The sequence below is a fragment of the Mycobacterium sp. genome, from assembly GCF_019247635.1.
In the GTDB taxonomy this organism is placed as follows: domain Bacteria; phylum Actinomycetota; class Actinomycetes; order Mycobacteriales; family Mycobacteriaceae; genus Mycobacterium.
The window spans coordinates 1-25,491 of record NZ_JAFBAR010000017.1 but is presented as its reverse complement, the minus strand read 5'-3'; the positions used below and the strand labels follow the sequence as shown (position 1 = coordinate 25,491).

The 25,491-nt window shown below is 67.9% G+C and carries 25 protein-coding genes and 2 pseudogenes; 13 read left to right on the top strand and 14 right to left on the bottom strand.

The genetic code is table 11. The annotated features are described in order from the left end of the window. A partial coding sequence (locus JO236_RS02760; protein WP_293324407.1) for a PGRS repeat-containing protein occupies positions 1 to 1,540 on the top strand: 1,540 nt, incomplete at its 5' end. A 120-nt stretch (positions 1,541 to 1,660) separates the two neighbouring features. Here the strand turns inward: JO236_RS02760 and JO236_RS02755 are convergent. Next, positions 1,661 to 2,158 (bottom strand): PPOX class F420-dependent oxidoreductase, encoded by a 498-nt coding sequence (locus JO236_RS02755; RefSeq protein WP_293324404.1) that lies wholly within the window; start codon positions 2,156 to 2,158, stop codon positions 1,661 to 1,663. A 140-nt stretch (positions 2,159 to 2,298) separates the two neighbouring features. Next, complete coding sequence (locus JO236_RS02750; RefSeq protein ID WP_293324400.1) at positions 2,299 to 3,000, bottom strand: IclR family transcriptional regulator; 702 nt, start codon at positions 2,998 to 3,000, stop codon at positions 2,299 to 2,301. 70 nt (positions 3,001 to 3,070) lie between these two features. Here JO236_RS02750 and leuC point away from each other — a divergent pair, with 70 nt between their 5' ends. The 3 genes from leuC (at position 3,071) to JO236_RS02735 (ending at position 5,959) form a co-directional block, all read left to right on the top strand. After that, positions 3,071 to 4,492, top strand: a complete 1,422-nt coding sequence (leuC, locus tag JO236_RS02745; protein WP_293324397.1) for a 3-isopropylmalate dehydratase large subunit — start codon at positions 3,071 to 3,073, stop codon at positions 4,490 to 4,492. Positions 4,493 to 4,503: 11 nt separating this feature from the next. Next, positions 4,504 to 5,100, top strand: coding sequence for a 3-isopropylmalate dehydratase small subunit (leuD, locus tag JO236_RS02740; protein WP_293324394.1), 597 nt, complete (start codon positions 4,504 to 4,506; stop codon positions 5,098 to 5,100). 223 nt (positions 5,101 to 5,323) lie between these two features. Beyond that, the gene (locus JO236_RS02735) at positions 5,324 to 5,959 is read left to right on the top strand and encodes an HU family DNA-binding protein (RefSeq protein WP_293324392.1); all 636 of its coding nucleotides are present in this window, start codon (positions 5,324 to 5,326) and stop codon (positions 5,957 to 5,959) included. A gap of 59 nt (positions 5,960 to 6,018) precedes the next feature. Here JO236_RS02735 and JO236_RS02730 read toward each other — a convergent pair whose 3' ends face one another. From JO236_RS02730 to cofC, 3 genes are all read right to left on the bottom strand, one after another. Further along, positions 6,019 to 6,960: an NUDIX hydrolase gene (locus JO236_RS02730; protein WP_293324389.1), complete on the bottom strand. Its 942-nt coding sequence runs from the start codon at positions 6,958 to 6,960 to the stop codon at positions 6,019 to 6,021. 130 nt (positions 6,961 to 7,090) lie between these two features. Beyond that, the gene (locus JO236_RS02725) at positions 7,091 to 9,304 is read right to left on the bottom strand and encodes an RNA degradosome polyphosphate kinase (RefSeq protein ID WP_293324386.1); all 2,214 of its coding nucleotides are present in this window, start codon (positions 9,302 to 9,304) and stop codon (positions 7,091 to 7,093) included. Between the two features lie 84 nt (positions 9,305 to 9,388). Beyond that, positions 9,389 to 10,039 (bottom strand): 2-phospho-L-lactate guanylyltransferase, encoded by a 651-nt coding sequence (gene cofC, locus JO236_RS02720; protein ID WP_293324383.1) that lies wholly within the window; start codon positions 10,037 to 10,039, stop codon positions 9,389 to 9,391. A gap of 124 nt (positions 10,040 to 10,163) precedes the next feature. Between cofC and JO236_RS02715 the strand changes: the two genes are divergently transcribed. Together JO236_RS02715 and JO236_RS02710 are read left to right on the top strand one after the other, a co-directional pair. Beyond that, entirely contained in the window at positions 10,164 to 11,180 is a 1,017-nt protein-coding gene (locus tag JO236_RS02715; RefSeq protein ID WP_293324380.1) for an NAD(P)H-dependent glycerol-3-phosphate dehydrogenase, read from the top strand. A 150-nt stretch (positions 11,181 to 11,330) separates the two neighbouring features. Continuing rightward, a complete protein-coding gene (locus JO236_RS02710) occupies positions 11,331 to 12,440 on the top strand; it encodes a D-alanine--D-alanine ligase family protein (RefSeq protein WP_293324377.1) in 1,110 nt (369 codons plus the stop codon). Positions 12,441 to 12,446: 6 nt separating this feature from the next. Here JO236_RS02710 and JO236_RS02705 read toward each other — a convergent pair whose 3' ends face one another. After that, positions 12,447 to 13,043: a DUF3515 domain-containing protein gene (locus JO236_RS02705; RefSeq protein ID WP_416362138.1), complete on the bottom strand. Its 597-nt coding sequence runs from the start codon at positions 13,041 to 13,043 to the stop codon at positions 12,447 to 12,449. Between the two features lie 101 nt (positions 13,044 to 13,144). Here JO236_RS02705 and JO236_RS02700 point away from each other — a divergent pair, with 101 nt between their 5' ends. The 4 genes and pseudogenes from JO236_RS02700 to JO236_RS02685 all read left to right on the top strand — a co-directional run bounded on the left by JO236_RS02700 (position 13,145) and on the right by JO236_RS02685 (position 15,812). Beyond that, on the top strand, positions 13,145 to 14,125 hold the full coding sequence (locus JO236_RS02700; protein ID WP_293324374.1) for a thiamine-phosphate kinase: 981 nt from the start codon (positions 13,145 to 13,147) through the stop codon (positions 14,123 to 14,125). A gap of 81 nt (positions 14,126 to 14,206) precedes the next feature. Further along, on the top strand, positions 14,207 to 14,899 hold the full coding sequence (locus tag JO236_RS02695) for a uracil-DNA glycosylase (RefSeq protein WP_293324371.1): 693 nt from the start codon (positions 14,207 to 14,209) through the stop codon (positions 14,897 to 14,899). A gap of 63 nt (positions 14,900 to 14,962) precedes the next feature. Further along, positions 14,963 to 15,271, top strand: coding sequence for an alcohol dehydrogenase catalytic domain-containing protein (locus JO236_RS02690; protein ID WP_293324368.1), 309 nt, complete (start codon positions 14,963 to 14,965; stop codon positions 15,269 to 15,271). Beyond that, positions 15,229 to 15,812 (top strand): annotated as a pseudogene (locus tag JO236_RS02685) (zinc-binding dehydrogenase). Before JO236_RS02690 ends, JO236_RS02685 begins: the two are co-directional and overlap by 43 nt. A 29-nt stretch (positions 15,813 to 15,841) precedes the next feature. Here the strand turns inward: JO236_RS02685 and JO236_RS02675 are convergent. Genes JO236_RS02675 through JO236_RS02660 form a run of 4 tightly spaced genes read right to left on the bottom strand, consistent with a single transcriptional unit; the run spans position 15,842 to position 19,576 of the window. Continuing rightward, positions 15,842 to 16,672, bottom strand: coding sequence for an oxidoreductase (locus tag JO236_RS02675; RefSeq protein ID WP_293324365.1), 831 nt, complete (start codon positions 16,670 to 16,672; stop codon positions 15,842 to 15,844). Between the two features lies 1 nt (position 16,673). Further along, a complete protein-coding gene (locus tag JO236_RS02670) occupies positions 16,674 to 17,927 on the bottom strand; it encodes a hypothetical protein (RefSeq protein WP_293324362.1) in 1,254 nt (417 codons plus the stop codon). 14 nt (positions 17,928 to 17,941) lie between these two features. Then, positions 17,942 to 19,099 (bottom strand): sulfotransferase, encoded by a 1,158-nt coding sequence (locus JO236_RS02665; RefSeq protein WP_323802144.1) that lies wholly within the window; start codon positions 19,097 to 19,099, stop codon positions 17,942 to 17,944. Between the two features lie 27 nt (positions 19,100 to 19,126). Beyond that, positions 19,127 to 19,576, bottom strand: a complete 450-nt coding sequence (locus tag JO236_RS02660) for a nuclear transport factor 2 family protein (protein ID WP_293324355.1) — start codon at positions 19,574 to 19,576, stop codon at positions 19,127 to 19,129. Between the two features lie 62 nt (positions 19,577 to 19,638). On the opposite strand from JO236_RS02660, the gene JO236_RS02655 reads away from it, so the two are divergent. Further along, positions 19,639 to 20,553, top strand: coding sequence for an SDR family NAD(P)-dependent oxidoreductase (locus JO236_RS02655; protein ID WP_293324353.1), 915 nt, complete (start codon positions 19,639 to 19,641; stop codon positions 20,551 to 20,553). Then, on the top strand, positions 20,546 to 21,367 hold the full coding sequence (locus JO236_RS02650; protein ID WP_293324351.1) for a mycofactocin-coupled SDR family oxidoreductase: 822 nt from the start codon (positions 20,546 to 20,548) through the stop codon (positions 21,365 to 21,367). Before JO236_RS02655 ends, JO236_RS02650 begins: the two co-directional genes overlap by 8 nt. Positions 21,368 to 21,406: 39 nt before the next feature. Here JO236_RS02650 and JO236_RS02645 read toward each other — a convergent pair whose 3' ends face one another. From JO236_RS02645 to rpmB, 4 genes and pseudogenes are all read right to left on the bottom strand, one after another. Beyond that, complete coding sequence (locus tag JO236_RS02645) at positions 21,407 to 22,012, bottom strand: hypothetical protein (RefSeq protein ID WP_293324348.1); 606 nt, start codon at positions 22,010 to 22,012, stop codon at positions 21,407 to 21,409. 16 nt (positions 22,013 to 22,028) lie between these two features. Then, positions 22,029 to 24,080: a serine/threonine-protein kinase PknD gene (locus JO236_RS02640; protein WP_293324345.1), complete on the bottom strand. Its 2,052-nt coding sequence runs from the start codon at positions 24,078 to 24,080 to the stop codon at positions 22,029 to 22,031. 251 nt (positions 24,081 to 24,331) lie between these two features. Next, a pseudogene (locus JO236_RS22440) lies at positions 24,332 to 24,415 on the bottom strand (DNA-binding response regulator); the annotation flags it as partial. After that, the gene (gene rpmB, locus JO236_RS02635) at positions 24,416 to 24,610 is read right to left on the bottom strand and encodes a 50S ribosomal protein L28 (RefSeq protein ID WP_293324342.1); all 195 of its coding nucleotides are present in this window, start codon (positions 24,608 to 24,610) and stop codon (positions 24,416 to 24,418) included. It lies immediately after the preceding pseudogene. A 293-nt stretch (positions 24,611 to 24,903) separates the two neighbouring features. Between rpmB and JO236_RS02630 the strand changes: the two genes are divergently transcribed. After that, positions 24,904 to 25,491: DAK2 domain-containing protein (locus JO236_RS02630; RefSeq protein WP_293324339.1), on the top strand; the 588-nt coding region annotated here is incomplete at its 3' end.

Genomic DNA, 25,491 nt, shown 5'->3' with positions numbered 1-25,491 from the left:
CGCAGAACAAGTTCTGCTCGATGCGGTCAACGCCCCTACCCAGGCCTTGTTTGGGCGACCGCTGATCGGTGATGGCGCCAATGCCGCGGCGGGCAGCGGCGCAAACGGCGGCGCCGGCGGGTTGCTGTGGGGCAACGGTGGCAGTGGTGGGTCGGGCGCGTCCGGCCAGGCCGGCGGGACCGGCGGCAGTGCGGGGTTGATCGGCAACGGCGGAAGCGGCGGGGCAGGCGGGGCGGGCGCGCTGGGCGGCAACGGCGGCTCCGGTGGGTGGCTGGGTGGTAACGGCGGCAGTGGGGGGCAAGGCGGCGCCGCTACAGCCGGCATCAACGGCGGTGCGCCCGGCCAAGGGGGTGCTGGAGGCAATGCCATCCTGTTCGGCGCCGGCGGTGCCGGCGGCCTGGGCGGCACAGGTCTGGTCGGGGCGAACGGCGTCAACCCCGTCATCAGCGGGCAGGCCGCCACCGGCAGCACCGGCGGCAGCACCTACGACAGCACCACCGGCAATTCCTTCGGATTCACCGGCGGGGACGGCGCCAGCGGCGGCACCTCCGCCACCGGCGGCACCGGCGGCACCGGGGGGCCAGCGTCCTCCTCATCAGGCGGGTACGCATCCAGCGGCAACGGCGGCACCGGTGGCGCCGGCGGAAACGGCGGCGCCGGCGGCACTGGGGGAGCGGCGTTGGGCTTCGGGGCGGGCGCTGTGGCCAACGGGGGCGACGGCGGCAACGGGACCAACGCTTCGGCCCCCGGTGGTGCGGGCGGCGCCGGCGGCAACGGCGGGTCCGGCTCCACGCTCGGCGCTAATTCGTATGCCTCCGCCGGGGCCGGTGGCGACGGCGGTGGCGGTGCCGCCGGCGCGGCGGGCAGCACGGGTGGTGCGGGCGGCGCCGGCGGTAGCGGGGGTCACGGCGGACTGCTGGTCGGCAATGGCGGGGCCGGCGGCGTCGGTGGCGCCGGCGGGGCTGGCGGCGTCGGAGCAGGCGGCGGACTGGGCGGCGACGGCGGAAACGGGTCTTATTCCAGCGCTTCGTCCGGTGCCCAGGCCCTTGGCGGCACCGGTGGCGACGCCGGTGCCGGCGGCGCCGGGGGTACGGGCGGCGCCGGTGGCGCCGGCGGCGCCGGGGGTACGGGCGGCGCCGGCGGGATCTTCGGCGATGGCGGCAATGGCGGCAACGCGGGCATAGGCGGGCAGGGCGGACAGGGCGGTACGGGGGGCCTTGGCGGCGGCGGCGGCGATGGTGGGAACACCGGTAGCGGCAGCGCCACCTACGGCGGTAACGCCGGCGATGGCGCCATTGGCGGCGCCGGCGGCACCGGCGGTAATGGCGGCGGCAGCGGCACAGGCGGGACGGGCGGCGCCGGCGGGCTGTTCGGCCAGGCGGGCATCGCCGGCACCGGCGGTGCCGGCGGTGCCGGCGGCGACGGAGGCAGCGGGGTCAGCGGCGGCGCAGCGGGCGCTGTCGGCACCGGGGGAACATCCGGACACGCCGGTACTGCCGGCACCAAGGGCGCTGACGGCATGGCCGGCCAACACGGCTGACTTTTTCGCGCAGGCATCTCTCCGCCGAGCAGACGCAAAAGCACCCGCACGCCCGGCGTGTCGGGTGCTTTTGCGTCTGCTCGCCACAACTCGCGGCAACTCGCCACAACTCGCGGCCGCCTAACCGGCCGGCGCGGTGGAGCCGCCGACCGGCATGGGCGGCATCCCCAGTTTGCCGTGATCCCAGGAACGCGTGCGGTGGCTGACGATGCGCACCCCGACCCGCTTGTTCATCATCTGGTCGACGAACGGCTTCATCTCGTCGGTGTAGGGACCGGTGTAGCGCTCCCACACGCTGATCCCGACCCGGTGCAGCGCGTCGGGATCCTCGACGATCTCGGCGACGCCTTCGAAGGACACCCCGCGCAACGTGTCGTACGTCATGCCGTCCTCGAGCAGGAAGCTCACCCGCGGATCGCGTTTCAGATTGACGGCCTTCTGCGACTTGGCCTTGGTCTCGAGCCAGATCTCGCCGTCGACCACCGCGTACCACATCGCGGTCAGGTGGGGCTGGCCGTCGGGACCGATCGTGGCCAGCGTGCCGGTGCGGCTGGTGGTGACGAAGTCCGCGATTTCGGCCTCGGACATGACGATGCTTGCGCGCTGGTTCGTTCCCATGGGCGTCAGTCTGTCAGGCGATTCGCGCCGAGCCTGAAGTGGTGGCACCGAACCTGCACGCAGGCACTCAACATTCGCCCGGGGCCCGCCCTGAACGCAGACTCGGTGGCCGCGCGCTCGTCACGCGGAGTCGAGCGAAACTACAAGCGCCGACTCAGCGCTTCGGCCGCGGCCAGCAGGTCGGCGGCCCAGCGTGCCCCCGGCTGTCTGCCCAACCGGTCGATGGGACCCGACACCGAAATGGCTGCGATCACAACGCCACGACCGTCGCGCACCGGCGCTGACACGCTGGCTACCCCGGGCTCGCGTTCGGCAACGCTTTGCGCCCAACCGCGCCGGCGCGCGTCGGCCAGCGCCCGGTCGGTGAACTTCGCCATCGGCAGCACGGCCTCCTGGGTGGCGGCGTCGCTGTGTGCCAGCAACACTTTGGCACCCGAGCCTGCCGTCATGGGCAACCGCGCGCCGACAGGAACCGTATCGCGAAGGCCCGCAGGCGGTTCCAACGCCGCCACACAGACCCGTGAAGTGCCCTCGCGACGGTACACCTGCACGCTTTCGCCGGTGGTTTCGCGCAGCGCCGGCAGCACCGCCGCGCACGCCAGTAGCAGCGGATCATCGACACGGGCGGCGAGTTCGGTGACGGCCGGACCGAGCAGCCAGCGGCCTTCATCGTCGCGCGCAAGCAGCCGGTGAACCTCCAGGGCGGCCGCGAGCCGGTACGCGGTGGCCCTGGGCAGGCCGGTTCGGTCACACAGTTCGGCCAGCGCGCAGGGGGATTCCGCGATGGTGTGCAGCAGACCCACGGCTTTGTCCAGCACGCCGATGCCGCTATGCTGTCTCACAAGGAGATACTAGCGTCTCGCATTGTGAGATCACCAGCCCTGATCAAAAGACGAATCGAGGCATTTCGAAATGGAATCGCAAACCGGTGCACCGCGCACCCTGCCCGAGAAGGTTTGGCACGACCACGTTGTGGCAGCCGGCGGCGCGAACGAACCCGACCTGATCTACATCGATTTGCATTTGGTGCATGAGGTCACCAGCCCGCAGGCCTTCGACGGCCTTCGGCTGGCCGGCCGGCGGGTGCGCCGGCCGGAGTTGACGCTGGCCACCGAGGACCACAACGTGCCGACGATCGACATCGACAAGCCGATCGCGGACCCGGTGTCGCGCACTCAGGTCGAGACGTTGCGGAGCAACTGCGCGGAATTCGGTATCCGCCTTCATCCGATGGGCGATATCGACCAGGGCATCGTGCATGTCGTGGGGCCGCAATTAGGCCTCACCCAACCGGGCATGACCGTCGTCTGCGGCGATAGTCACACCTCGACCCACGGCGCATTCGGGGCGCTGGCGATGGGAATCGGGACCTCGGAAGTCGAGCACGTGCTCGCCACGCAGACATTGCCGCTGCGGCCGTTCAAGACCATGGCGGTCAACGTCGATGGGCAACTGCCGGCCGGGGTGACCGCCAAGGACGTCATTCTCGCGTTGATCGCCAAGATCGGCACCGGCGGCGGGCAGGGCCACGTAATCGAATATCGCGGCAGCGCCATCGAATCGCTGTCGATGGAAGGCCGGATGACGGTCTGCAACATGAGCATCGAAGCCGGTGCCCGAGCGGGCATGGTGGCGCCTGATGACACCACTTACGAATTCTTGCGTGGTCGTCCGCACGCGCCGGCGGGCGCGCAGTGGGATGTCGCGGTGGCCAATTGGCGAGAGCTGCGCACCGACCCGGGCGCGGTTTTCGACACCGAGGTTGATCTCGACGCGGCCTCGTTGAGCCCGTTCGTCACCTGGGGCACCAACCCCGGCCAGGGGGTGCCGTTGGCGGCCGCCGTGCCGGACCCGCAGCTGATGACCGACGACGCCGGGCGGCAAGCCGCCGAGAAAGCGTTGGCGTACATGGACCTTCGACCCGGCACCGCGATGCGCGACATCTCGGTCGATGCCGTGTTCGTCGGCTCGTGTACCAACGGCCGCATCGAGGATCTACGCGTAGTCGCCGACGTGTTGCGCGGCCGCAAGGTCGCCGACGGTGTGCGGATGCTGGTCGTTCCCGGGTCGATGCGGGTGCGGGCGCAGGCCGAAGCCGAGGGGCTCGGTGAGGTGTTCGCGTCCGCGGGCGCCGAATGGCGTCAGGCCGGATGCTCGATGTGCCTGGGCATGAACCCCGATCAGCTCGCGCCGGGGGAACGGTGCGCGGCAACGTCCAATCGCAACTTCGAAGGGCGGCAGGGCAAAGGCGGCCGCACACATTTGGTTTCCCCGGCCGTTGCCGCCGCCACTGCCGTTCGCGGCACACTGTCCGCGCCGACCGATTTGAATTGAAAGGGAGGAACATGCAAGCCTTTCGCGCCCACACCGGTATCGGCGTGCCGCTTCGGCGGTCCAATGTCGATACTGACCAGATCATCCCCGCGGTCTTTCTGAAGCGCGTCACCCGAACCGGTTTCGAGGACGGCTTGTTCGCGAGCTGGCGGTCGGATCCGTCATTCGTGCTAAACCTCAGCCCCTTTGACCGTGGTTCAGTACTGGTTGCCGGACCCGATTTCGGCACCGGTTCATCGCGAGAGCACGCGGTGTGGGCACTCATGGACTACGGATTCCGAGTGGTTATCTCCTCTCGGTTCGGTGACATTTTCCGGGGCAACGCCGGCAAGGCCGGGCTGCTGGCGGCCGAAGTTGCTCAAGACGATGTGGAACTGCTTTGGAAGCTCATCGAGCAGAGCCCGGGCCTGGAAATCACTGCCAATCTTCAAGATCGAAATATCACCGCGGGAACAGTGGTGCTGCCGTTCAAGATTGACGAGTACACGGCGTGGCGATTACTGGAAGGGCTCGACGATATAGCCCTTACGCTGCGGAAACTAGACATGATAGAGGCGTTCGAGGCGGCCTACCCGGACTGGAAACCGCGCACTCTGGCCACCGGCTGAAGGATTAGCGCGGCCCTAATATCGCCTCCAGGAACACTTCCTAGATCGTCTAAGCCTTTCGGAATTTGAGGGTGCGCCACCGGTCAAGGGCGGCAACCGGATTCCGAAAATTCCCGTCGCGGCGACTTGAAATTGCGCGTGGCTCTTGGCAATTTGCCAGGTGAGGGTTTACCGTGTCCACTAGTCGGTTCCTAAACGAGGACCACTAGCTTCGGAGGATTGGATGAACAAAGCAGAGCTCATAGATGTGCTCACACAGAAATTGGGCTCGGACCGTCGGCAGGCGACCGCCGCCGTCGAGAATGTCGTCGACACTATTGTGCGTGCGGTGCACAAGGGTGACAGCGTCACCATTACCGGGTTCGGTGTTTTCGAACAGCGTCGCCGCGCGGCTCGCGTGGCTCGCAACCCGCGCACCGGCGAGACGGTGAAAGTGAAGCCGACGTCCGTCCCAGCGTTCCGTCCTGGTGCGCAATTCAAAGCGGTTGTGGCTGGGGCACAAAAGCTCCCGTCAGAAGGACCCGCAGTCAAGCGCGGTGTGGTTGCCGGCGCCGCCAAGAAGACGACGGCCAAGAGGTCTCCCGCCAAAAAGGCCGCGGCCAAGAAGACGGCCACCAAGGCTCCGGCCAAGAAGGCCGCGAGCAAGGCCCCGGCCAAGAAGGCTCCGGCCAAGAAAGCCGCGACCAAGGCTCCGGTCAAGAAGGCCGTCAAGAAGGCAACCAAGGCCGTGAAGAAGACCGCAGCCAAGACTCCGGTGCGCAAGGCGGCGACCAAGGCTCCGGCCAAGAAGGCCGCGAGCAAGGCGCCGGCCAAGAAGGCTCCGGCCAAGAAGGCGGCAACCAGGCGCGGTCGCAGGTAGGCCGCACACGAAATGCCCTTCGGGTGGCAGCGTTGCCTCCGAAGGGTTTTTCGTGTCAGTCAGGCCCGCACGTTGGCGGCCAGCGCGCCGCCGATGTGGTCGGCAGCCACCAGCCGTCCCGCGGACAGCGACAGCACCCAGGTGCTGCCCTTGTGGTTGCGGGACTTGTCAGGACGCACCCCGTCGCGGTCGCACCACCACGCGATCAAGTCCGGAATTACCTTGCCTTGTGAGCAGATCGCCGGTGTGCCTGACGCAGCGGCGATCTCAAGCATCCGGTGTCGTCCGCGCTTCGGGCTCTTGGCGTAAGACTCCTCGGTCAGTGTGGGCTCGTTGTGAATGACCACCCCGAGTTCGGCGGCCAGCGGTTCCACCGTCTGCCGGCAACGCACCCGGTCAGCCGCGTACACGTCGGTGGCGCCAAAGGCCAGCAGTTGGGCAACTAGCGCCTCGGCCTGCGCCCGGCCTTTCTTGTCCAACGGCCGCTTGGTGTCGTCCCCGGAGTAGCGGGCCTTGTCACCTGCCGTACCGTGCCGGACCACCAACACGGTCTGCGTGTCCGCGGGCTTTTTTAGGAACTGACGCAACACTTTTCGGTCCTGCGCGTAGTCCAGTTTGCGCATCGCGTCGGCGACGGGCAACCAGCGCAGCTCGTCGACCTCCCGACCCGGGACGAATTGGCCGCCGGTGCTGCGCGCGGCCCAGTAATACACCTTCTTGGTGCCTGAGTCGATCGGGTAGCTCACCGTGGCGAGTCGCCTGCCCAGGATCGCGCGGTGGCCGGTCTCTTCGAACACTTCGCGCACGGCTGCCACCGGCACGGTCTCGCCGGGATCGACCTTGCCCTTGGGCAGCGACCAGTCGTCATAGCGGGGACGATGGATCACCGCGATCTCGAGTGCCGCGTCGGCCGCGGGGTCGGTGACGCGCCACAACACCGCGCCGGCCGCACACACGGTACGGCCCGCCGATCTGCGGCGGCCGGAGTTCTGGGGCGACACCTCAACTCCTGCAGTTAGATTCGGCGATCATCGGATGGCGCGGTCGGGCAGTCCAAACCAGCCGCGCCGCGCACGGAAACGGGCACGCGCACCGATGTTGCCCCAAAACGACTGGAATGACCACCGACCGTCAGAGACTGCTGTGTCGCTCCATCAGTGACACCTGATGGTCGCGTACGGATTGGCCTTCGCGTGGCAGTGCTGTCCATTGGCCGTCGGGCCCGAGTTCCCAACACCGGGTGGATGGGTCCAGAGCGGACTCGAACAACTCGTCCAACTGCGCAGTGAGCCGCGAGTCCTTGACCTGAGCCAGCACCTCGACCCGCCGGTCCAGGTTGCGATGCATCATGTCCGCGCTGCCGATCCAGAACTCGTTGATAGCGCGGAATTGCAGGATGCGCGAATGTTCCAGGAAGCGGCCGAGAATGGAGCGCACCGAAATGTTTTCGGACAGACCTTCCGCGCCCGGACGCAGCGCACAGATTCCGCGCACCACGACATCGACCCGCACTCCCGCCTGCGACGCGCGATAGAGCGCGTCGATGACCTGTTCGTCGACCAGCGCGTTCATCTTCATCCGGATCAGCCCACCACCGTGCTCGCGGTGGGCGGCGATCTCGCGCTCGACGCGTTCGATGATGCCCGTGCGAATGCTGTGCGGTGCCACCAAAATATTGCGATAGGACACCTTGCGCGAGTAACCGGTCAGCGAGTTGAACAGGTCGGTCAGGTCGGCGCCGATCTCGGCGGAGGCCGTCAACAGACCGACGTCCTCGTAGAGCCGGGCGGTCTTGCCGTTGTAATTGCCGGTCCCGATGTGGCAGTAGCGCCGGATCGTTGAACCCTCCCGGCGGACCACCAGGCAGGTTTTGCAGTGCGTCTTGAGCCCGACGAATCCGTACACCACGTGCACGCCCGCTTGCTCCAGTGTTCGCGCCCAACGGATGTTGGCCTGCTCGTCGAAGCGCGCCTTGATCTCGACCATCGCCACCACTTGCTTTCCCGCTTCGGCGGCGGCGATCAGTGCCCGAACGATCGGCGAATCACCGGAGGTGCGGTACAGCGTCTGTTTGATCGCCAACACGTTGGGGTCGGCGGCGGCCAGTTCGATGAATCGCTGCACGCTGGTGGAGAACGAGTCGTACGGATGGTGCACCAGGACATCGCCTTCGCGCAGCGTCGCGAAGATGCTGCGCGGTGTCTCCCGGTCGGCGAAGGCCGGGTGCGTGGCGGGCACGAATGCCCGGTCCTTGAGCGCCGGGCGGTCCAGGCCGTAGATCTGCCACAGCGACGACAGGTCGAGCAGTCCCGGCACCTCGATGATGTCGCCGGGGTCGACGTCGAGTTCGCGCAGCAGCAGTTCCAACATGCCCTCGGTCATGTCGTCGGCGACCTCGAGTCGCACCGGTGACCCGAACCGTCGGCGCGCCAATTCCCGTTCCAGCGCCTGCAACAGGTCCTCGTCGCGGTCCTCTTCGACCTCGAAGTCGGCGTTGCGGGTGATACGAAACGCGTGATGCTCCACGATGTCCATGCCGGGGAAGAGCACCGGCAGGAAGGCCGCGATCAATTCCTCCATCGGCAGGAACCGAAGGACGGTCTGCTCGGCGCCGTCGTCGTCACCGTGGGCCTCGAGCTCGACGAAGCGGTCGACGTTGTCGGGCACCTTGACCCGGGCGAAGTGCTGGCCGCCGTCCTCGGGTTGCTTGACGGTCACCGCCAGGTTCAGGCTCAGCCCGCTGACAAACGGGAAGGGGTGGGCCGGATCCACGGCCAGCGGGGTGAGGACGGGAAAGACTTGTTCGTTGAAATAGGTTGACAAGTGTTCTCGCTCAGCCTGATCCAAGTCGTCCCAGGTGACAATGTAGATGCCCTCCTCGCCGAGCGCGGGGAGCACGTCGTCGAGAAACACCCGCGCGTGGTGGGTCGCGATCTGTTGGGTCTGCTCGCCGATCCGGCGAAGTTGTTCACGCGGCGTCAAACCGTCGGCGGAACGGACCGACAAGCCCATCTCGTCGCGGCGCTTGAGGCCGGCGACCCGGACCATGTAGAACTCGTCCAGATTCGACGCGAAGATGGCCAGGAACTTGGCCCGCTCCAGCAACGGCATCGAGGTGTCGGCAGCCAATGCGAGCACGCGCGCGTTGAAGTCCAGCCAGCTCAGTTCCCGATTGAGATAGCGGTCGGCCGGAAACTCGTCGCCGATCGTGTCCTCGATCGCGGACGGAGTCGCGGCGGGAGGCGCCCCGGGGGCCGAGTCACCGGGTTGCCACGCATCTTGATCGTCCGATACATCTGCGACTGGACGGGCTTCGATTTCGGTCACCCTGCGATCATCGCTCATTACCGGGTGCGGCTGCTACCGACCAAGGGGCATCCATCCCTCGTTGGTGTTCTGTTCACCCCCGCGACAGCCGGGTCGCGTCTGTCAGTGCTGCGCGACGGCGCGGGCGGTCGCCGCCCCGACCCCAAGCCGGCGGGCGGCGGCCAGGTCGGCGGGTGTGTCGACGTCGCAGCGCAGACCGGGCCACGCGCCGGTCAGCTCGATTGCGCCCGAACGACGGTGCCGCGCGGCCGAATCCACGCCGAATTGCGGCTCCAGCGCGGTTCCGAACGCGCACAGTGCGGCCGTTCCGGTGCCGGGCCGGTCGGCCACGAAGCTGCGTCGGTGCTGACGGGCGGCCGCGATCGCTTCGGCCAGCTCCTGCGTCTGCAGCGCGGGCAAATCGCCTTGCAGCACAACGAGATTGGCAGAAGACTCGGCAACCGTGCGTTCCGCGGCGGCGATCGCTTGGTTCAGGGGGTCGCTATCGCCTTCGGGTGTGGGGTCGGTCAGTACATCGGCTCCCAGCTTGGCCGCGGCCGCGGCCGCGGCGTCGTCGGGCGTAATGACGGTGATCGCGCGCACCGCGGCAACGCGCGTCGCGGCGGTCAGCGTATCGACCAACATTGCCAGCACGACATTCTCCCGGGTCGGTGCCGAGAACACCGGAGCCAGTCTGGTCTTCGCGGCGGCCAGCCGCTTGACGGCGATGATCAAGCCGACATCGCCCGCACCCTCGGCACGTCTGCCGCTCATGACGTCATCCTGCCAGCGCCGGCGCGTGCGTGGCCCGCGAGCCCGGGGGACCGCCCGCGTGCCGAGGACACGCTAGCGTGATCGTGACAACCGACCGGAAGCCGGCCGGACCCAAGGAGGACGGATGGCCAGCGCGGGAACCGTCGCGGTGATGGGCGCCGGGGCCTGGGGCACGGCGCTGGCCAAAGTGCTCGGGGAAGCGGGGGGACCCGAGGCCGGAGTGACGCTGTGGGCGCGGCGATCAGTGGTCGCCGACCAGATCAATGCGACCCGGTACAACCCCGACTACCTGCCCGGTGCGCTGTTGCCGGAGGGTGTGCGGGCCACGGCCGATCCGGAGGAGACGCTGCGCGGCGCGACGACGGTGCTGCTGGGCGTGCCGGCGCAGACGTTGCGAGCCAATCTCGAGCGGTGGGTGCCGATGTTGGCCGACGGCGCGACCTTGGTCTCTCTGGCCAAGGGCATCGAGTTGGGCACGCTGATGCGGATGAGCCAGGTCATCGTTTCGGTGACCGGCGTGGACCCGGCGCAAATCGCGGTGATTTCGGGACCCAACCTGGCCAGCGAGATCGCCCAGTGCCACCCCGCGGCCACCGTGATCGCGTGCAACGACTCCGGGCGCGCGGTGGCCTTGCAGCGCATGCTCAACAGCGGCTACTTCCGGCCGTATACCAACAGCGATGTCGTCGGCACCGAGATCGGCGGGGCGTGCAAGAACGTCATCGCGCTGGCCTGCGGGATGGCGGCAGGTGTGGGGCTGGGCGAAAATACGGCGGCGGCGATCATCACCCGGGGCCTGGCGGAGATCATGCGGCTGGGCATCGCGCTCGGCGCCAAGGGCGCCACGCTGGCCGGTCTGGCCGGGGTCGGAGACCTGGTAGCCACCTGCACGTCCCCGCGTTCGCGGAATCGGTCGTTCGGCGAACGCCTGGGCCGGGGGGAGACCATGGAGTCGGTGTCCCACGGCGGTGACGGGCATGTGGTCGAGGGTGTGACGTCGTGCGAGTCGGTGCTGGCGCTGGCGTCCAGCTACGACGTCGAGATGCCGCTGACCGACGCCGTCCACCGCGTCTGCCACAAAGGGCTCTCGGTGGACGAGGCAATGGCCCTGCTGCTGGGGCGAAGCACCAAGCCCGAATAGGCCCGGTCCTGGGGCCACCCGGCGCGTTGATTCTGCGTCCAGGGCGAAGAGTTTCGAGTGCAGGCCGCCGTCAGCGCAGAATCAACGCCATCGCCCGTCGGAGCTGCCAACCCGGCTCGCACCCGCCGTACCCGGTAACCTCTTTAGGTTGTGACCGCCTCCGACCGGGTGCGCGTGGCCGTCGTCTTCGGCGGCCGGAGCAACGAGCACGCCATTTCGTGTGTGTCGGCGGGCAGCATTTTGCGCAATCTCGACCCGCAACGGTTCGACGTGATCGCGGTCGGCATCACCCCCGAAGGGTCCTGGGTGCTCACCGACGGCGACCCGGATGCGCTGGCGATCACCAACCGGCAGTTGCCGCAGGTGAGCTCCGAATCGGGCGCCGAGCTGGCCCTGCCGGCCGACCCGCGCAGGGGCGGGCAGCTGGTGTCGCTGCCACCGGGCGCCGGTGGGGTTCTGGGCTCGGTCGACGTGGTGTTTCCGGTGTTGCACGGCGCGTACGGCGAGGACGGCACCATTCAGGGACTGCTCGAACTGGCCGGTGTCCCGTATGTCGGTGCCGGCGTGCTGGCCAGCGCGGCCGGCATGGACAAGGAATTCACCAAGAAACTGTTGGCGGCCGACGGGCTTCCGGTGGGCGCGCATGCCGTGCTGCGCCCCGCACGCCCGACATTGCACCCCGAGGAGCGCGAACGGCTCGGCCTACCGGTCTTCGTCAAACCCGCGCGCGGCGGATCGTCGATCGGCGTCAGCCGGGTATCGACCTGGGACGAGCTGCCGGTCGCCATTGCGACCGCCCGCCGGCACGACCCGAAGGTGATCATCGAGGCGGCGGTCAGCGGGCGTGAGCTGGAGTGCGGCGTGCTAGAACTGCCCGACGGCACAGTGGAAGCCAGCACGCTGGGTGAGATCCGGGTGGCCGGCGTGCGGGGACGCGAGGACTCCTTCTACGACTTCGCGACCAAATACCTCGACGACGCCGCCGAATTGGACGTTCCGGCCAAGGTCGACGACGAGGTCGCCGACGCGGTGCGCCAACTGGCGATCCGCGCGTTTCGGGCCATCGACTGCCAGGGCCTGGCCCGGGTGGACTTCTTCCTCACCGACGACGGGCCGGTGATCAACGAGCTCAACACCATGCCCGGGTTCACCACGATCTCGATGTACCCGCGGATGTGGGCGGCCAGTGGCGTCGACTATCCGACGCTGCTGGCGACCATGGTGGATACGGCCTTGGCGCGCGGCGTGGGTCTTCGGTAGGCCCGATCAGCGCGGCTGCGCCGGGCTGATGGGCACCCCCGCGATGGTGCGGTCGATCAGCTCGGAGAGCTCCTGGATGGGTGTCGGGCCGGATCCCGATGGCAGCGTCAGCGCCACGTACACCGGTCGGTCCACGGTGTACCAGGTGGACCTGTTTGCGTCCGTCGCCTGCTGTTGCGCGCCCACCCGGAACCACTGCACCCGGTCCACGACCTGGATCGGGGCACCCACCACGAAGTCGGTCGGGCGCTCGAGCCCGCAGCGCAGCACCACCGGCTCGGAGTCATACCCGGCCCGCCAGGCGCTCGCCCCCTCCGGGGCGGGCTGCGCGACGGGCACCCGCTGGTAGTCGCCGAGCCGGTGCGGCAACGCCGCCGTCAGCGCCTTGCACGCCGGGTCGGCGGCCTGCGGGGCCGGGACGGCGGGCAGGGTGACCGGTTGCTGGGGCGCCGTGCGGGTAGCCGCGATGACCAGGATGCTGCCGATCGCCGCGACAGCCAGCGCTAACGCGACGAACAAAACTGCGCGCGGCGGTCCACCGGAGTCGGCAACCTGATCGGCGTCCCGAGCGGTTTGAGCGTCGGCAGGGGAGCCGCCTGTCACCTTGCCGGGTACCTCCTGTCGCGCTGTTCGTACACTGGCGCGGTCCGCTCGCGCGGGCAGAAATCCAACTTACCGCAGGTGGGGCAGCGGAGGAGGTGGCGGTGGGCGGCGAATCTCAGGGACCCCAGAAACCCGAGGAATCGGCGACGCTGGCAGAGCTCGGTGAATTCGCCGTGATCGACCGGCTGGTCGCGGACCGCTGGCAGCCGGCCACGGTCCTGCTCGGCCCCGGCGACGACGCGGCGGTGGTATCGGCCGGTGACCGTCGCACGGTGGTATCCACCGACATGCTCGTCCAGGATCGGCACTTCCGGCTGGATTGGTCGACACCGCACGACATCGGCCGCAAGGCGATTGCACAGAACGCCGCCGACATCGAGGCGATGGGCGCGCGGGCCACCGCGTTCGTGGTGGGCTTCGGGGCTCCCGGCGCGACGCCGGTGGCGCAGCTGGATGAGCTCGTCGACGGAATGTGGGACGAGGCGGAGCGGGTCGGGGCCGGCATCGTCGGCGGCGACCTGGTCAGCTGCCCGCAGTGGGTGGTCTCGGTGACCGTCCTGGGCAACCTGGACGACGGCACCCCGGTGCTGCGGTCGGGGGCGAAGGCGGGTTCCGCGCTTGCGGTGGCCGGCGAGCTGGGCCGCTCGGCGGCCGGGTATGCATTGTGGGACAACCGGATTGACGACTTCGAGGAGCTGCGGCGACGGCATCTTGTGCCGCGGCCGCCCTACGGGCAGGGTGTCGCGGCGGCGATTGCGGGGGCCCAGGCGATGATTGACGTCTCCGACGGCCTCGTCGCCGACCTGCGGCATGTCGCCGAGGCGTCCGAGGTGGGCATCGAGCTGTCCACGGCGGCATTGGCGCCGGATCGCGACGCCGTTGCCGCGGCCGCCGCCGCCGCGGGCGCCGACCCCTGGGCGTGGGTCCTCGGGGGCGGTGAGGACCACGCAATGGTGGCCTGTTTCGGAGGTGCACCGCCGGCCGGGTGGCGCGTCATCGGGCGGGTGGTCGACGGGCCGGCCCGAGTGCTGGTGGACGGGAAGGAGTGGGATGGGCACGCTGGCTGGCGGTCTTTCGGCTAGGTACCGGAGCGCGAGCGTGCGCATAATGCCGCTCCGCACGGCGTGTCGCCGTACATCCACGCACGCTCGCCGGGGTTTGGGATGAGCGCGCGTCCGCTCAGCGAACTCGTCGAGCCCGGCTGGGCGGCCGCCCTGCAGCCGGTGGCCGATCAGGTCGCGCGGATGGGGCAGTTCCTGCGGGCCGAGATCGCCGCTGGCCGGAGATACCTGCCCGCGGGCCCGAACGTGTTGCGGGCGTTCACTTTCCCTTTTGACAGCGTGCGGGTGCTGATCGTCGGCCAGGACCCGTATCCCACCCCCGGGCACGCGGTGGGCCTGAGCTTCTCCGTGGCCCCCGACGTACGTCCGCTGCCCCGGAGCCTGGCCAACATCTTCGACGAGTATGTCGCTGATTTGGGCCATCCCCAGCCGTCCTGCGGCGATCTGACACCCTGGGCGGAGCGCGGTGTGCTGCTGCTGAACAGGGTGCTCACCGTGCGCCCCGGCAACCCGGCGTCGCATCGCGGCAAGGGCTGGGAAGCGGTGACCGAGTGCGCCATCCGCGCTCTCGTCGCCCGGTCACAACCGATGGTCGTGATCCTGTGGGGCCGCGATGCGTCGACCCTGAAACCGATGCTGGGCGGCGATAACCGCGACAACTGCGTCGCGATCGAGTCGCCGCATCCCTCGCCGCTGTCGGCTTCTCGCGGATTCTTCGGCTCCCGCCCGTTCAGCCGCGCCAACGAACTGCTTGCCGGGATGGGCGCCGACCCGATCGACTGGCGCCTGCCGTGATGACCGCGCTGCGGGCACACCCCCGCGGCGGCCCCGAGGGTGCTGACGGTCGAACCTGCGCCGGTGCCGGTGGCGGCGGCGGCCGAAGTCCTGGTGGCGGTGCACGCCGCGGCTATCACGTTCGACGAGCTCAGCTGGGCCGAGACCTGGACCCGGACGCCGGCGATCCCGTCGCATGAAGTATCCGGGGTGGTATCTGAGATCGGCTCTGGGGTGACGGATCTCAAGACCGGCGACGAGGTGTACGGGCTGATCAGATTCGACCGTGACGGCGCGGCAGCCGAATTCGTCACCGTGCCCGCGGCCGACCTGGCCGCCAAGCGGTATCGGTGTCGCACACCGCGGCCGCGGCGTTGCCGCTGGCGGGCCTGACCGCGCTGCAGGCCCTGCGCGAACACGCCGCGGTGCAGCCCGGGGAGGACGTGCTGGTGCACGGCGGAGCCGGCGGCGTGGGAGCCTTGACCGTGCAACTGACGGCCATTCTCGGCGCGCGGGTCACCGCGACCATTCGCAGCGATGCCGGCGAGTCGGTCCTCGGCCTGGGTGCGCGGCGGGTGATCGATGTGCGCGGCGAGGCGTTCGACGACTCTGGCCCCTACGATGTCGTCGTCGACACCGTGGGCGGGCAGACGCTGCGGCGATCCTTCGGCGTGTTGCGCCGCGGCGGGCGCCTGGTCACGCTGTCGGCGCCCCCGCCAGAGGAACTGGCGGACGAAACGGCGTCACGGCAACATTTTTCATCGTCACGCCGAATCGGGAGCAGCTCGCCGAACTCGCGGCACTGGTCGACGGTGGCCGCCTGCAGGTGCAGATCGCGCAGACTTTTCCGCTCGCCAAGGGCCGGGAGGCCTTCGAAAGCGGTCGACGCCGGGACCGGCGCCCGGGCAAGACCGTCATTGTGGTCCGGTCCTGACGTCGGGCGGTGCACCGTGGGTCACGCTATTACGACTTCGGGAAGTTCACGTCCTTGGTGACGGACTCCCACTCGTCGATCGACGCCGAGATCGCGGCGATCTTGTCGCGCATGGCCTTGAGCACGTCGCGGCCCAGCAGTAACCGCAGCGGTGGATCGTCGAGTTCGGTCACCATCAGCACGGCCGCGGCGACCTTGCGCGGGTCGCCCGGCAGGTGATCGGCGAACTGCTTGATCAGGTCCTTGCGCGCCGCCACGTCGGCGTAATCGGCGATGGGGGAGCCGGATTCCTTCATCGACCTGGTCGCCCAATCGGTGCGGAAGGCGCCGGGTTCGATGGCGGTCACCTTGATGCCCAGCGGCCGCACCTCGGTGGCCAGCGCCTCGGTCACCGCCTCCAGAGCGAACTTGGTCGACGAGTAGTAGGCGTTGGGCGGGTTGGCCACCAGCCCGGTCATCGAGGAGATGTTCACGATGTGGCCGGAGCCGCGGGCGCGCATCGCCGGCAGCACGGCCTTGATCATGTCGACGGCACCGAAGTAGTTGACGTCGAACAGCTTTCGCACCTCGGCGTCCTCGCCCTCCTCCACCGCCGACAGGTACCCGTGACCGGCGTTGTTGACCAGGACGTCGATCCCACCGAACGCGGCGTCGGCCGCCGACACCGCGGCCGCGATCTGGCCGGGGTCCGTCACGTCGAGTGCGACGGCAACCGCGCGGTCACCGAACTCCCCGGCGAGATCGCGCACCGCGTCGGCCCGTCGCGCGGTCACCACCGCGGTGTGCCCGGCTTCCAGTGCGGCGCGGGCGATCTCGCGGCCGAAGCCGGTCGAGCATCCGGTGATCAGCCAGCGCGTCATCTCAGGCCGTCCCTTCCGGCAGGCGCCGCAGGTACGCCCTTCGCCGCTCGGCGAGTTGGGCCCCCCGCTCCTGCGGGCCCACCCGTTGCAGGTGTGGCACCTCGGTGTCGAGGCGGTCCAGCTTGACCACGCGCCCGCGGGCGCCGAGGCCCTCGCGGGGGCCCGCCTCGCCGAACTCGGCCATGCGCAACGTCAGGATGGCCTCCCGCAGCCCGTCGGAGTCGATCCAGTTCACCACGCCGGGATCGACCGGCGAGATCACGTAGGTGTAGGTGCCGTCCTCGTTGGCTACCGACTGCGCCTTGTTGAGGCTGCCGGTGCGGTCGACGATGTCCAGCGTGGTTCCCCAGATATTGCTCAGCGGCACCGTGAAGTATTGGGCACCACCATCATTGAGGTCGACCACGAAGGCCTCGTCCGGCGCGAGGTCGAAGCGGCCCATGACATAGAACTGATTGCGCATCGCACCGTCCTTGTCGGCCGACCACGCCAGGTCGAAGTGGTTGGCCGGCATCTTGTACACGCCATGGCTGAGCTTTCCGGTGAAGTTCGCGAAATACGCCATCATCGCCGCGGTCGCCTCGGCCTGCTGGTCGAGCGTGCGTGCCGGTGCCGAAGGTGGGCCGCCAAGCCGTTGCACCTCAAAGTAATTGGGATCGTCGCGGCCCCAGTCCAGCAGCACGTCGCGGATGTAGAACTCGTGTGCCGCCGGGGTGGTTCGCACGTGGTTGGGCCGGCCGTTGGCGGGGTCGGAATCGACGGTGATGGCGAAGCTGCCGTCGGAGTCGACCCGCATGGTGCGGCCGTTGAGCACGTCGACGGTGCCCATCTGCGCGTCCCACAGCGTGAAGTAGTTCTCGGTCATGCGGTGCTCACCGACCCGGCCGTGGATCTCGTAGCGTTCGTCGCCGGAGATCGGGATCACCCGGTACACGCTGTCGGGATTGTCGATGCCCCAACGTGACCCGGGAATGCGACGGCCGTCCACGGGGTGTGCCAGCCGGGTGATGCAGCTGACCTTGGGCCGTAGCTTGTCTTGGTTGGACGACCACACCGCCGCGGAGAACATCACCTCGGCGAACGCGTCGTCGAACCGCTCCCGCATCGCCGGCGAGGCCTTGGCGCGGCTCAGCCACGTCTCGGCCACGCTTCGATACGCGGCCTTGACGGTGGGGTGCTCGATCAGGTCGAGCGCGGCCAGTTCCTGCTCGCGTTGGGACGCTGTCGAGACAGGCGAAACTGGATCGTCAACCATCGAAATGCTCCTCACTATCCGATGTACTGCCGGAAACGCTTGTTGTACAACGTGAATCGCTCGTCGACCTGCTCGGGACGCAGCCCGTAGGTCGCCAGCCCGTAGGGCGGTCGCGCCGCCTCGCGGGGACGCTCGTCGAGCCAGCGTCGCATCGTGCCCTCGGCCCGGGCGGTCAGCGGCAGGCCCACGGCGTCGTATACGCGCGCCGCCTGCCCGATCGGATCGGCCACCGCCTCGTCGAACCCGACGTCGGTCACCCGGGCCTCCTCGTCGGTCCAGCGGTCGCGGACCGCCAGCGCCCGGTCGTTGGTCCAGCCCATCCGCTGCAACCACTGCGCACCCACGCGGGCAAGGTCCACGGTGTCGGCGTGCATCGCGTGCAGTGTCGCGTTGAGGCTGGCGCCCGAAGCGATCGTGGTGCGCGGATCGCGATGCATGTGCACGATGTGCACGTCGCCAAACTGCGCCCGCAACAGGTCCAGGTAGCCAAGGTGCGCCGGTGATTTGAGCACCCAGCGCTTGGGCGGCAGTCCCCCCCAAACCCGTTGCCGCTTCTGCCACTGCAGGAACTGCAGCATGCGGTGCAGGTAGTCGTAGGCGGGAGTGAAGTCCTGCCCGTCGATCCAGGACCGGTAATGCGGAAGGTGCGCGCCGGATTCGGGCACGTGAGACAGAAATGCATCGGCCAGGAAAACGATCTCTTCCTCGGCTTCCCGCGCGTACATCGGATGGATGGCGAACAGTTCCGGTGCCAATTCGCGCGATTTCGCCTCCCGCGCTTCGCTTATGGCGATGCGGGGGTCTTCGACATCAGAGCCGGCGAACTCGTGGTCGAGCCGGGGCGCGACCTCCACCACCTCCCAGCCGAAGGCGCAGACGAACCGCGGGTCGGCGGCCAGCAATCGCTGTAGCAGCGTCGTCCCACTGCGCATCATCCCAACGACGACGATCGGCGCGGTGACCCGCTCGTCAAGAATCTCGGGATGACGGCGGATCCATTCCTGTGCGCGCAGGCGCATCCGGAGGCTGTGTACGATCCCCGACCGCAGGATGTGCACGCCGATGGAATTGAGGCCGGCGCCCGGGTAGTCGTCCAGCAACACTCGCAGCGGACGTTCGAACTCACCGGGACCCCAGTCGTCTAGTGACTCCTTGCGTTGCGCCTCGGCCATAACGGCCGTCGGGTCGAAGGCGTCCACTCAGAACTTCAGGTGCTGGCTGACGTCACCGACCTGGTCAACGAACATGGTGCGGCTGTCGAACCACCAGACGCCGTCGATCCGGTGGAAGGTGTCCTGGTAATGCCCGGTCACGATCACCTGCAGCGGTAAATCGGGGGTGGCCTGCGTGACGCTGTAGTAGGACGTGCTGCGCGCGGTTCCCTCGGCCTCGTCGATGTGCAGCTGCACGTTGGTCGTGTTGTGTTTGGTCTTCGGGGTGCCGTCCTCGTAGATGCGGGTGGCCATGTCGTACATCTGCCGCACTCGGGCGGCCCCGGCGAACACCGTGTCCGGTGGGCCGTCCGCTACCCCACAGATGCGGCCATGCTCGAAGAGCCGAGCGACCCCGTCCAGGTCGCCGCCGTCCAGGAGTTCAGCGTAGGTGTAAATCAGGTTGCTGATCGCTGTTGCGCTCTCACCGGCAGCCACAGCAGATCATGTTGGCAGAACCGGACTGATTTACATAGAACCGACCACTATTCTTAATCGCCGTGACGCAACCCTGGACACCGAGCCGGCTGGGCGACCTGACCGGCAAACGAATCATCGTTACCGGAGCAACCAACGGCGTCGGGCTGGGTACGGCGTGCGCTCTCGCCAAAGCCGGCGCTCAGGTGATTATGGCGGTGCGCAACACCGAACTCGGCGAACAACGTGCCGCTGAAATTTCGGCGAGCGGCGGCCGCCCGCCCACTGTGGCCAAGCTCGACCTCGCCGACCTGTCGTCGGTGCGCGCCTTTTCCGATCTGGTCGACGGTGACATCGACATCCTGATCAATAACGCCGGCACGCTCACCGGCCGCCGCACCGACACCGTCGATGGCTTCGAGATGACCCTGGGCACCAACCTGCTCGGACCGTTCGCGCTGACCAACCTGCTGTTGCCCCGGGTTCGTTCGCAGATCATCATCGTCGGCTCCGAGGCGCACCGGTCGGCGCCGCTGCACCTCGACGACCTGCACTTGCGCCGCCACAAGTGGACGAGGCTGCGGGCCTACGGCCAGTCGAAGCTTGCCGTGATGTTGTGGGGGCTGGAGCTGGATCGCAGGCTGCGGGCGGCGGGATCGCCGATCGTCAGCCAACTCACCCACCCGGGCTGGGTGGCATCGAACCTGTCACAGCTATCCGACTCCCCGCTGATGTCGTTGGCGCACACGACCGTTAAGGCCGTCGCCGACCGGCTGGCCAACGACATCGACGAGGGCGCGGCGCCCACGTTGTACTGCATCAGCGAGCCGGTGCCGCCGGGCAGTTATGTGGGCGTCAGCGGGAGGCTCGGCCTGCGCGGCGTCCCGGCGTTCATCGGGCGCACGGTGGTTGCCGGTGATTATGACGCCGCCGCCCGTCTGGTGGCATTCGCCGAAGCCGAGACCGCGACGAGCTTGGACGTTCCCGGTCATGGGTGAACTCGACAACACCGTCGCCATCATCACCGGCGCGGCGCGCGGCCAGGGACGCAGCCATGCCGTCGCGCTCGCCGAACAGGGCGCCGACATCATCGCCGTGGACATCTGCGCCGACATCGACGCGATTCCCTACGCGCTGGGCACCAAGTCCGATCTCGACGAGACCGCGCGGCGGGTCGAGGCCACCGGCCGCAAGGTTGCACGCGTGTTGGCTGACGTCCGTGACCTGGTCCAACTGGAGGCGGGAGTGCAGGCCGGGATTGGGGAGGTCGGCGAGATCGACATCGTCATCGCCAACGCCGGGGTGGTGGCGATCGGCGACACCGAGACCCGAAACGAGCCGGTGTTCAACGCGATCGTCGACACCAACCTGCGCGGCGTATGGCACACGCTGCTGGCGGCGGTGCCGTCGATCGTCCGCAAGGGCCGCGGTGGTTCGGTGGTTCTGGTCAGCTCGTCCCAGGGCCTGACCGGCCGGGGTGGTGACGGCAGTGCGGCGATGTTCGCCTACGCCGCCTCCAAGCATGGCGTGGTGGGACTCATGCGCTCGGCGGCAAACGCATACGCGCAGCACAAGATTCGGGTCAATTCGGTGCATCCCAGCGGCGTCGCGACGCCGATGATCCTCAACGACTTCGTGGTGAAACAGATGCAAGAGAACCCGAACCCCGCCGTGTCGCAGATGCTGCTGCCCGACGTGCCGCTGGTCGAGTCGCAGGACGTCACCGAGGCGGTGCTGTGGCTCGTCAGCCCGCGATCCCGGTACGTGACCGGCGTGGCGATACCCGTCGACGCCGGGCACTTAGCCATGTGATCGGTGTCGAGGTCGTCGTGGACTCGCTTTCCAGCCGGCTTAGAAGACCATGCGCTTTTTCCGGATCAGGGGCTGCCCGGGCACGTTGATCTCGGTGGTGGTGGTGTATTGATCGAAACGGGCGTGGACGGACACCTCGCCGTCGGATGCGGTGAAGTCCGCCTTGCCCTTTCCCCGTTTCACGGGTAATCCCTTCAGTTTGAAGTACACCTCGATCTGGTGGTTGCCGGGCGTGATGTCCACGCGGGTGGGAGCGGCCCAGTCGCCCTCCTGTTCGACGCCGTCCACGGCTATATAGGGCACACCGAGCTTCTCGCGCCCCTTGATGCCTAATGCCATGATCGCGGAGTGCGTGTATTTCGGATTTGAAAACGTCGCTGTCAGCGACAGCGACGCGCTGCCAACTGAATTCGGTTTTTCGGGCATGACTGAGGCTCCTTTTTCTCCGATGGTCGATTGCGTCGAGGCGGCGGTTGCCGCAGGTGCATCCAGGTAAGTATCAGCCGCCTTGGCGAGTGTCTCCGGTGACCCTTGGCGGATTCTCAATGAATCCTTGGGGCGCGCCTGGGACTGGGGTTGCGCACTGGCGTCGATGAGAGTCTCGACGAACCGCCGCTCGTGTTCAGGAGCGGTTTGGCAGGTCACTGTCCGTTGCTCGGCTTTACTGCTGAAGCTTGACTACTCGATTATTGAGGTCGACGACGTAGACTGCGCCGGCAGCATCGACTGCGATACGCCCAGGCCCTCTGAGGTCGGTGAACGGCAGCACCGTTGGGGTAGCGGAGCCCGCGGCCAGCTTGAGCACCCGATTGTTGCTGCTGTCGGTGACGTAGACCGCGCCCGTGCCGTCGACGGCGACACCGCCGGGCCTGCCGAGTCCGGCGAACGGCAGCCACGTCGGGGCAGTGGCGCCTGCCGCCCACTTGCGCACCCCATCATCGTCGTCGGTTCTGACGCCGTCGCCGAACCCAATAACGTAGGTCGCGCCGGTGCTGTCAACTGCGACGCCGAACGGATTGCTCACGCCGGATGGCAGCAGGGCCTGGCGGGTGGCGCCCGCGGCCAGCTTGACTATCGGATATAACTTGCCGGCTGTGATGCTTGCGGCGACATATACTGCGCCGGCGCGATCAATCGCAACACCTCTCGGCTCAAACACGTCAGTAAATGGCAGCACCGTTGCGGTGCTGGTGCCCGACGCCAGCTCGAGAACCCGACCATTGGCCTCGTCGGTGACGTAGATCGCATTCGTGCCGTCCGCCGCGACGTCCCACGGATTGTTGAGGCCGGCGAACGGCAGAACGGTCTGGGTGGAGGCCCCTGCGGCCAGTTCGACCACGCGATTGTTGCCGCTGTCGACAACGTAGACCGCGCCGGTGTTGTCCACCGCGACACCGTTAGGCGACTTGAGGTCAGTGAATGGCAGGACTGTCTGTGATGGGGCCGCGGATGGCTGCTGTGATGGATGTTGCTGCGATTGCGGTTGCTGGTGATGGTTGGTCCGGATGGCCACGATGGCGATTACCGCCACGACGACCACGGCCAGTGCGGCGAGGATTTTCGTGCGGGTGCTGGTTCGTTTGACTGGTGGCCGAGAATCGGCAGAGGGGCCGTCATGCGTTGGCGGCGCCGGCGCAATTGAGCGGCCCTCGATATCGGTGGGTGCTTGCATCGTTGGCAGTTGCGCCGGTGGAGGCGGCGAGTGCTGCTCTGGCAGCGTCCGTTCGGTGTTGGGTGGCGGGATATTTTGCTGGTTTGTGGATTCCGCAGTCACCTGCGGCTCAGTGCTAGTGTCTGCCACCGTGGGCGCTGGATCAGGCACCGTGGGCGCTGGGTCAGTGGGTGCGGATCCTGTTGCAGCAGTTGCTTCCTCGCTTGTTAGGGGCGGATCGAGTTTGTGCGCTAGCGCCGCCCGCGCCGCGCGGGCAAGCTCCACGGTGCTGGCGTAGCGCTGGTCGGGCTCTTTGGCCATCCCGCGCGCAATAACGTCGTCCATTGCCTCAGGGACCGCCGGCTGCAGCTCCGAGGGCTTCGGGGGCGGTTGCAGCATGTGTGCGACCGCGATCTGCTCCAGCGCCTCGGCGGGAAACGGCGGCTGACCGGTCAGCGCCTGATACAGCACGCAGGCCAGCGCATAGATGTCCGAACTCGCGTCGGCAACGCCGTTTCTAAAGCGCTCCGGCGCCATGTAGGCCCATGTGCCGATCGTCGACCCGGTGCTGGTCAGCCCGCCCTCCCCGGCGGCCCGGGCAATACCGAAGTCGATGAGATAGGTGAAGTCGTCGTGTTCGACAAAGATGTTGGACGGCTTGACATCCCGATGTACTAACTTGACCCGATGGGCGGCGTCCAGCGCCCAGGCGACTTGCTCGATGATCGACACCGCCCGCTCCGGAGGGAGCGGGCCGTCCTCGACAAGCTGCTGCAAGTCGGCGCCCTTGATCAGCTTCATCGTCACGAACAGGCGCCCATCGATCTCACCGGAGTCATAGATCGGGATCACATGGCGTTCGTCGAGTCCAGCTGCCGCACGGGCTTCGCGCCGAAAACGTTCCTGCGAGTTTGCGTTGTCGGTGTAACTCTCGGGCAGCACCTTCAAGGCGACGAATCTTCCCATCACCGGGTCCCAAGCCCGCCACACCTGGCCCATGCCGCCGTGGCCCAACAAGTCGATCAGGCGATAACGCCCGAAGGGCACCCCCCCGGACGTCACCGTCCATGCACTGACCTCCTGCTAGGGTCGGTCAATCCCCGTTGATTTGACCTTAGAGGTTTGGGTAGTCCGATGCGACGGGCGCGCAGCCGGTTGCGGTGTCCACGACATCGTGCTAGCCGACATTGACGTGAGCCGTCCACGCTGCCATCGGCGATACCGTGTCAGCTTCCTATCGTGGCCATACAGCGTCCAACGTGTTGAGGCCGATGGGCAGCGTCTGGACCACCCTGTCTACCGCCAGCCGATCAGCGTGGCGCGACGATGCCGTTGATCCGCCGCATCCGCAAGTCCATCACGACGACGTCGGGGTGGTGCCGGGCGACGGCGGCGGGTCAGCCCCGGGTGACCTTGCCGGCCTTGATGCACGACGTGCAGACGTTGAGGCGCTGCTTATTGCCGCCGGGACGAGTGATGGCGTGCACGGTCTGGACGTTGGGGTTCCACCGGCGGCTGGTGCGGCGGTGGGAGTGCGACACCGACTTGCCGAAGCCGGGTCCTTTCCCGCAGATATCGCACACAGCGGCCATTTTGCCAACTCCTCTTTTGCTTGGGTCCGGCAATCTGGCCGGTCGGCCCGGGTCCCCCCAGGCTGTCCCAGGATAGCGACTGTGGTGGTCAACCGCCAAAACGCGCATTGACTCATCCTGACTGCCCGCCCGGGGCAATTCGCGGCCTCATCTGGCAGATGCCGGTTCACCAGGCTGACCGCCGCCACGCGCGATCAACACGTGCCGACGCGCCATGACCTGTGCTGTCGTGATCGCTGGCTAGGCTCAATCAGGCTCAGTGCACAGGGTCGACATGCAGGAGGTGGGGTCAGTTGGGCAGTTCGGATCGTCGGCTGGACGCCGCCGCCCTGCGGGATTGGGCGCACACCGCGGTCAGCGACCTGATCACCCATATCGACGAGATCAACCGGCTGAACGTGTTCCCGGTCGCCGACTCCGACACCGGCGCCAACATGCTGTTCACCATGCGTTCCGCGCTCGCTCAGGTGGGCTCGGCGGCCAGTTCGGGGGCGGGGTCGTCCAACGTCGTTCAGGTGGCGGCGGCGCTGTCGGCGGGTGCGCTCAACGGTGCCCGCGGCAACTCCGGGGTGATCCTGTCCCAGATCCTGCGCGGCTTCGCCGAGTCGCTGGACAGCGATACCACCGCGGGGCCGGCCGATCTGGCCGGCGCACTCGCCGTGGCGGATCGATTGGCCACCGCCGCGGTGAGCGAACCGGTGGCCGGCACGATGCTGACGGTGCTACACGCCGCGGCGTGTGCCGCGGAGGACGATCGGTACCGCCCACTCGCCGAACAACTGCATGCGGTGGCCGAGTCGGCCGGCCGGGCGCTCGCGGATACCCCGCGGCAGCTCGCGGTGCTCAGCCGGGCGGGTGTGGTGGACGCCGGGGCGCAGGGG

Coding starts and splice junctions, on each gene's coding strand:
- JO236_RS02695 (WP_293324371.1), top strand. CDS start 14,207: ATGAGCGCGCGTCCGCTCAGCGAACTCGTCGAGCCCGGCTGGGCGGCC.
- JO236_RS02715 (WP_293324380.1), top strand. CDS start 10,164: ATGGCCAGCGCGGGAACCGTCGCGGTGATGGGCGCCGGGGCCTGGGGC.
- JO236_RS02725 (WP_293324386.1), bottom strand. CDS start 9,304: ATGAGCGATGATCGCAGGGTGACCGAAATCGAAGCCCGTCCAGTCGCA.
- cofC (WP_293324383.1), bottom strand. CDS start 10,039: ATGAGCGGCAGACGTGCCGAGGGTGCGGGCGATGTCGGCTTGATCATC.
- JO236_RS02755 (WP_293324404.1), bottom strand. CDS start 2,158: ATGGGAACGAACCAGCGCGCAAGCATCGTCATGTCCGAGGCCGAAATC.
- JO236_RS02675 (WP_293324365.1), bottom strand. CDS start 16,672: ATGACGCGCTGGCTGATCACCGGATGCTCGACCGGCTTCGGCCGCGAG.
- rpmB (WP_293324342.1), bottom strand. CDS start 24,610: ATGGCCGCTGTGTGCGATATCTGCGGGAAAGGACCCGGCTTCGGCAAG.
- JO236_RS02735 (WP_293324392.1), top strand. CDS start 5,324: ATGAACAAAGCAGAGCTCATAGATGTGCTCACACAGAAATTGGGCTCG.
- JO236_RS02650 (WP_293324351.1), top strand. CDS start 20,546: ATGGGTGAACTCGACAACACCGTCGCCATCATCACCGGCGCGGCGCGC.
- leuD (WP_293324394.1), top strand. CDS start 4,504: ATGCAAGCCTTTCGCGCCCACACCGGTATCGGCGTGCCGCTTCGGCGG.
- JO236_RS02670 (WP_293324362.1), bottom strand. CDS start 17,927: ATGGTTGACGATCCAGTTTCGCCTGTCTCGACAGCGTCCCAACGCGAG.
- leuC (WP_293324397.1), top strand. CDS start 3,071: ATGGAATCGCAAACCGGTGCACCGCGCACCCTGCCCGAGAAGGTTTGG.
- JO236_RS02665 (WP_323802144.1), bottom strand. CDS start 19,099: ATGGCCGAGGCGCAACGCAAGGAGTCACTAGACGACTGGGGTCCCGGT.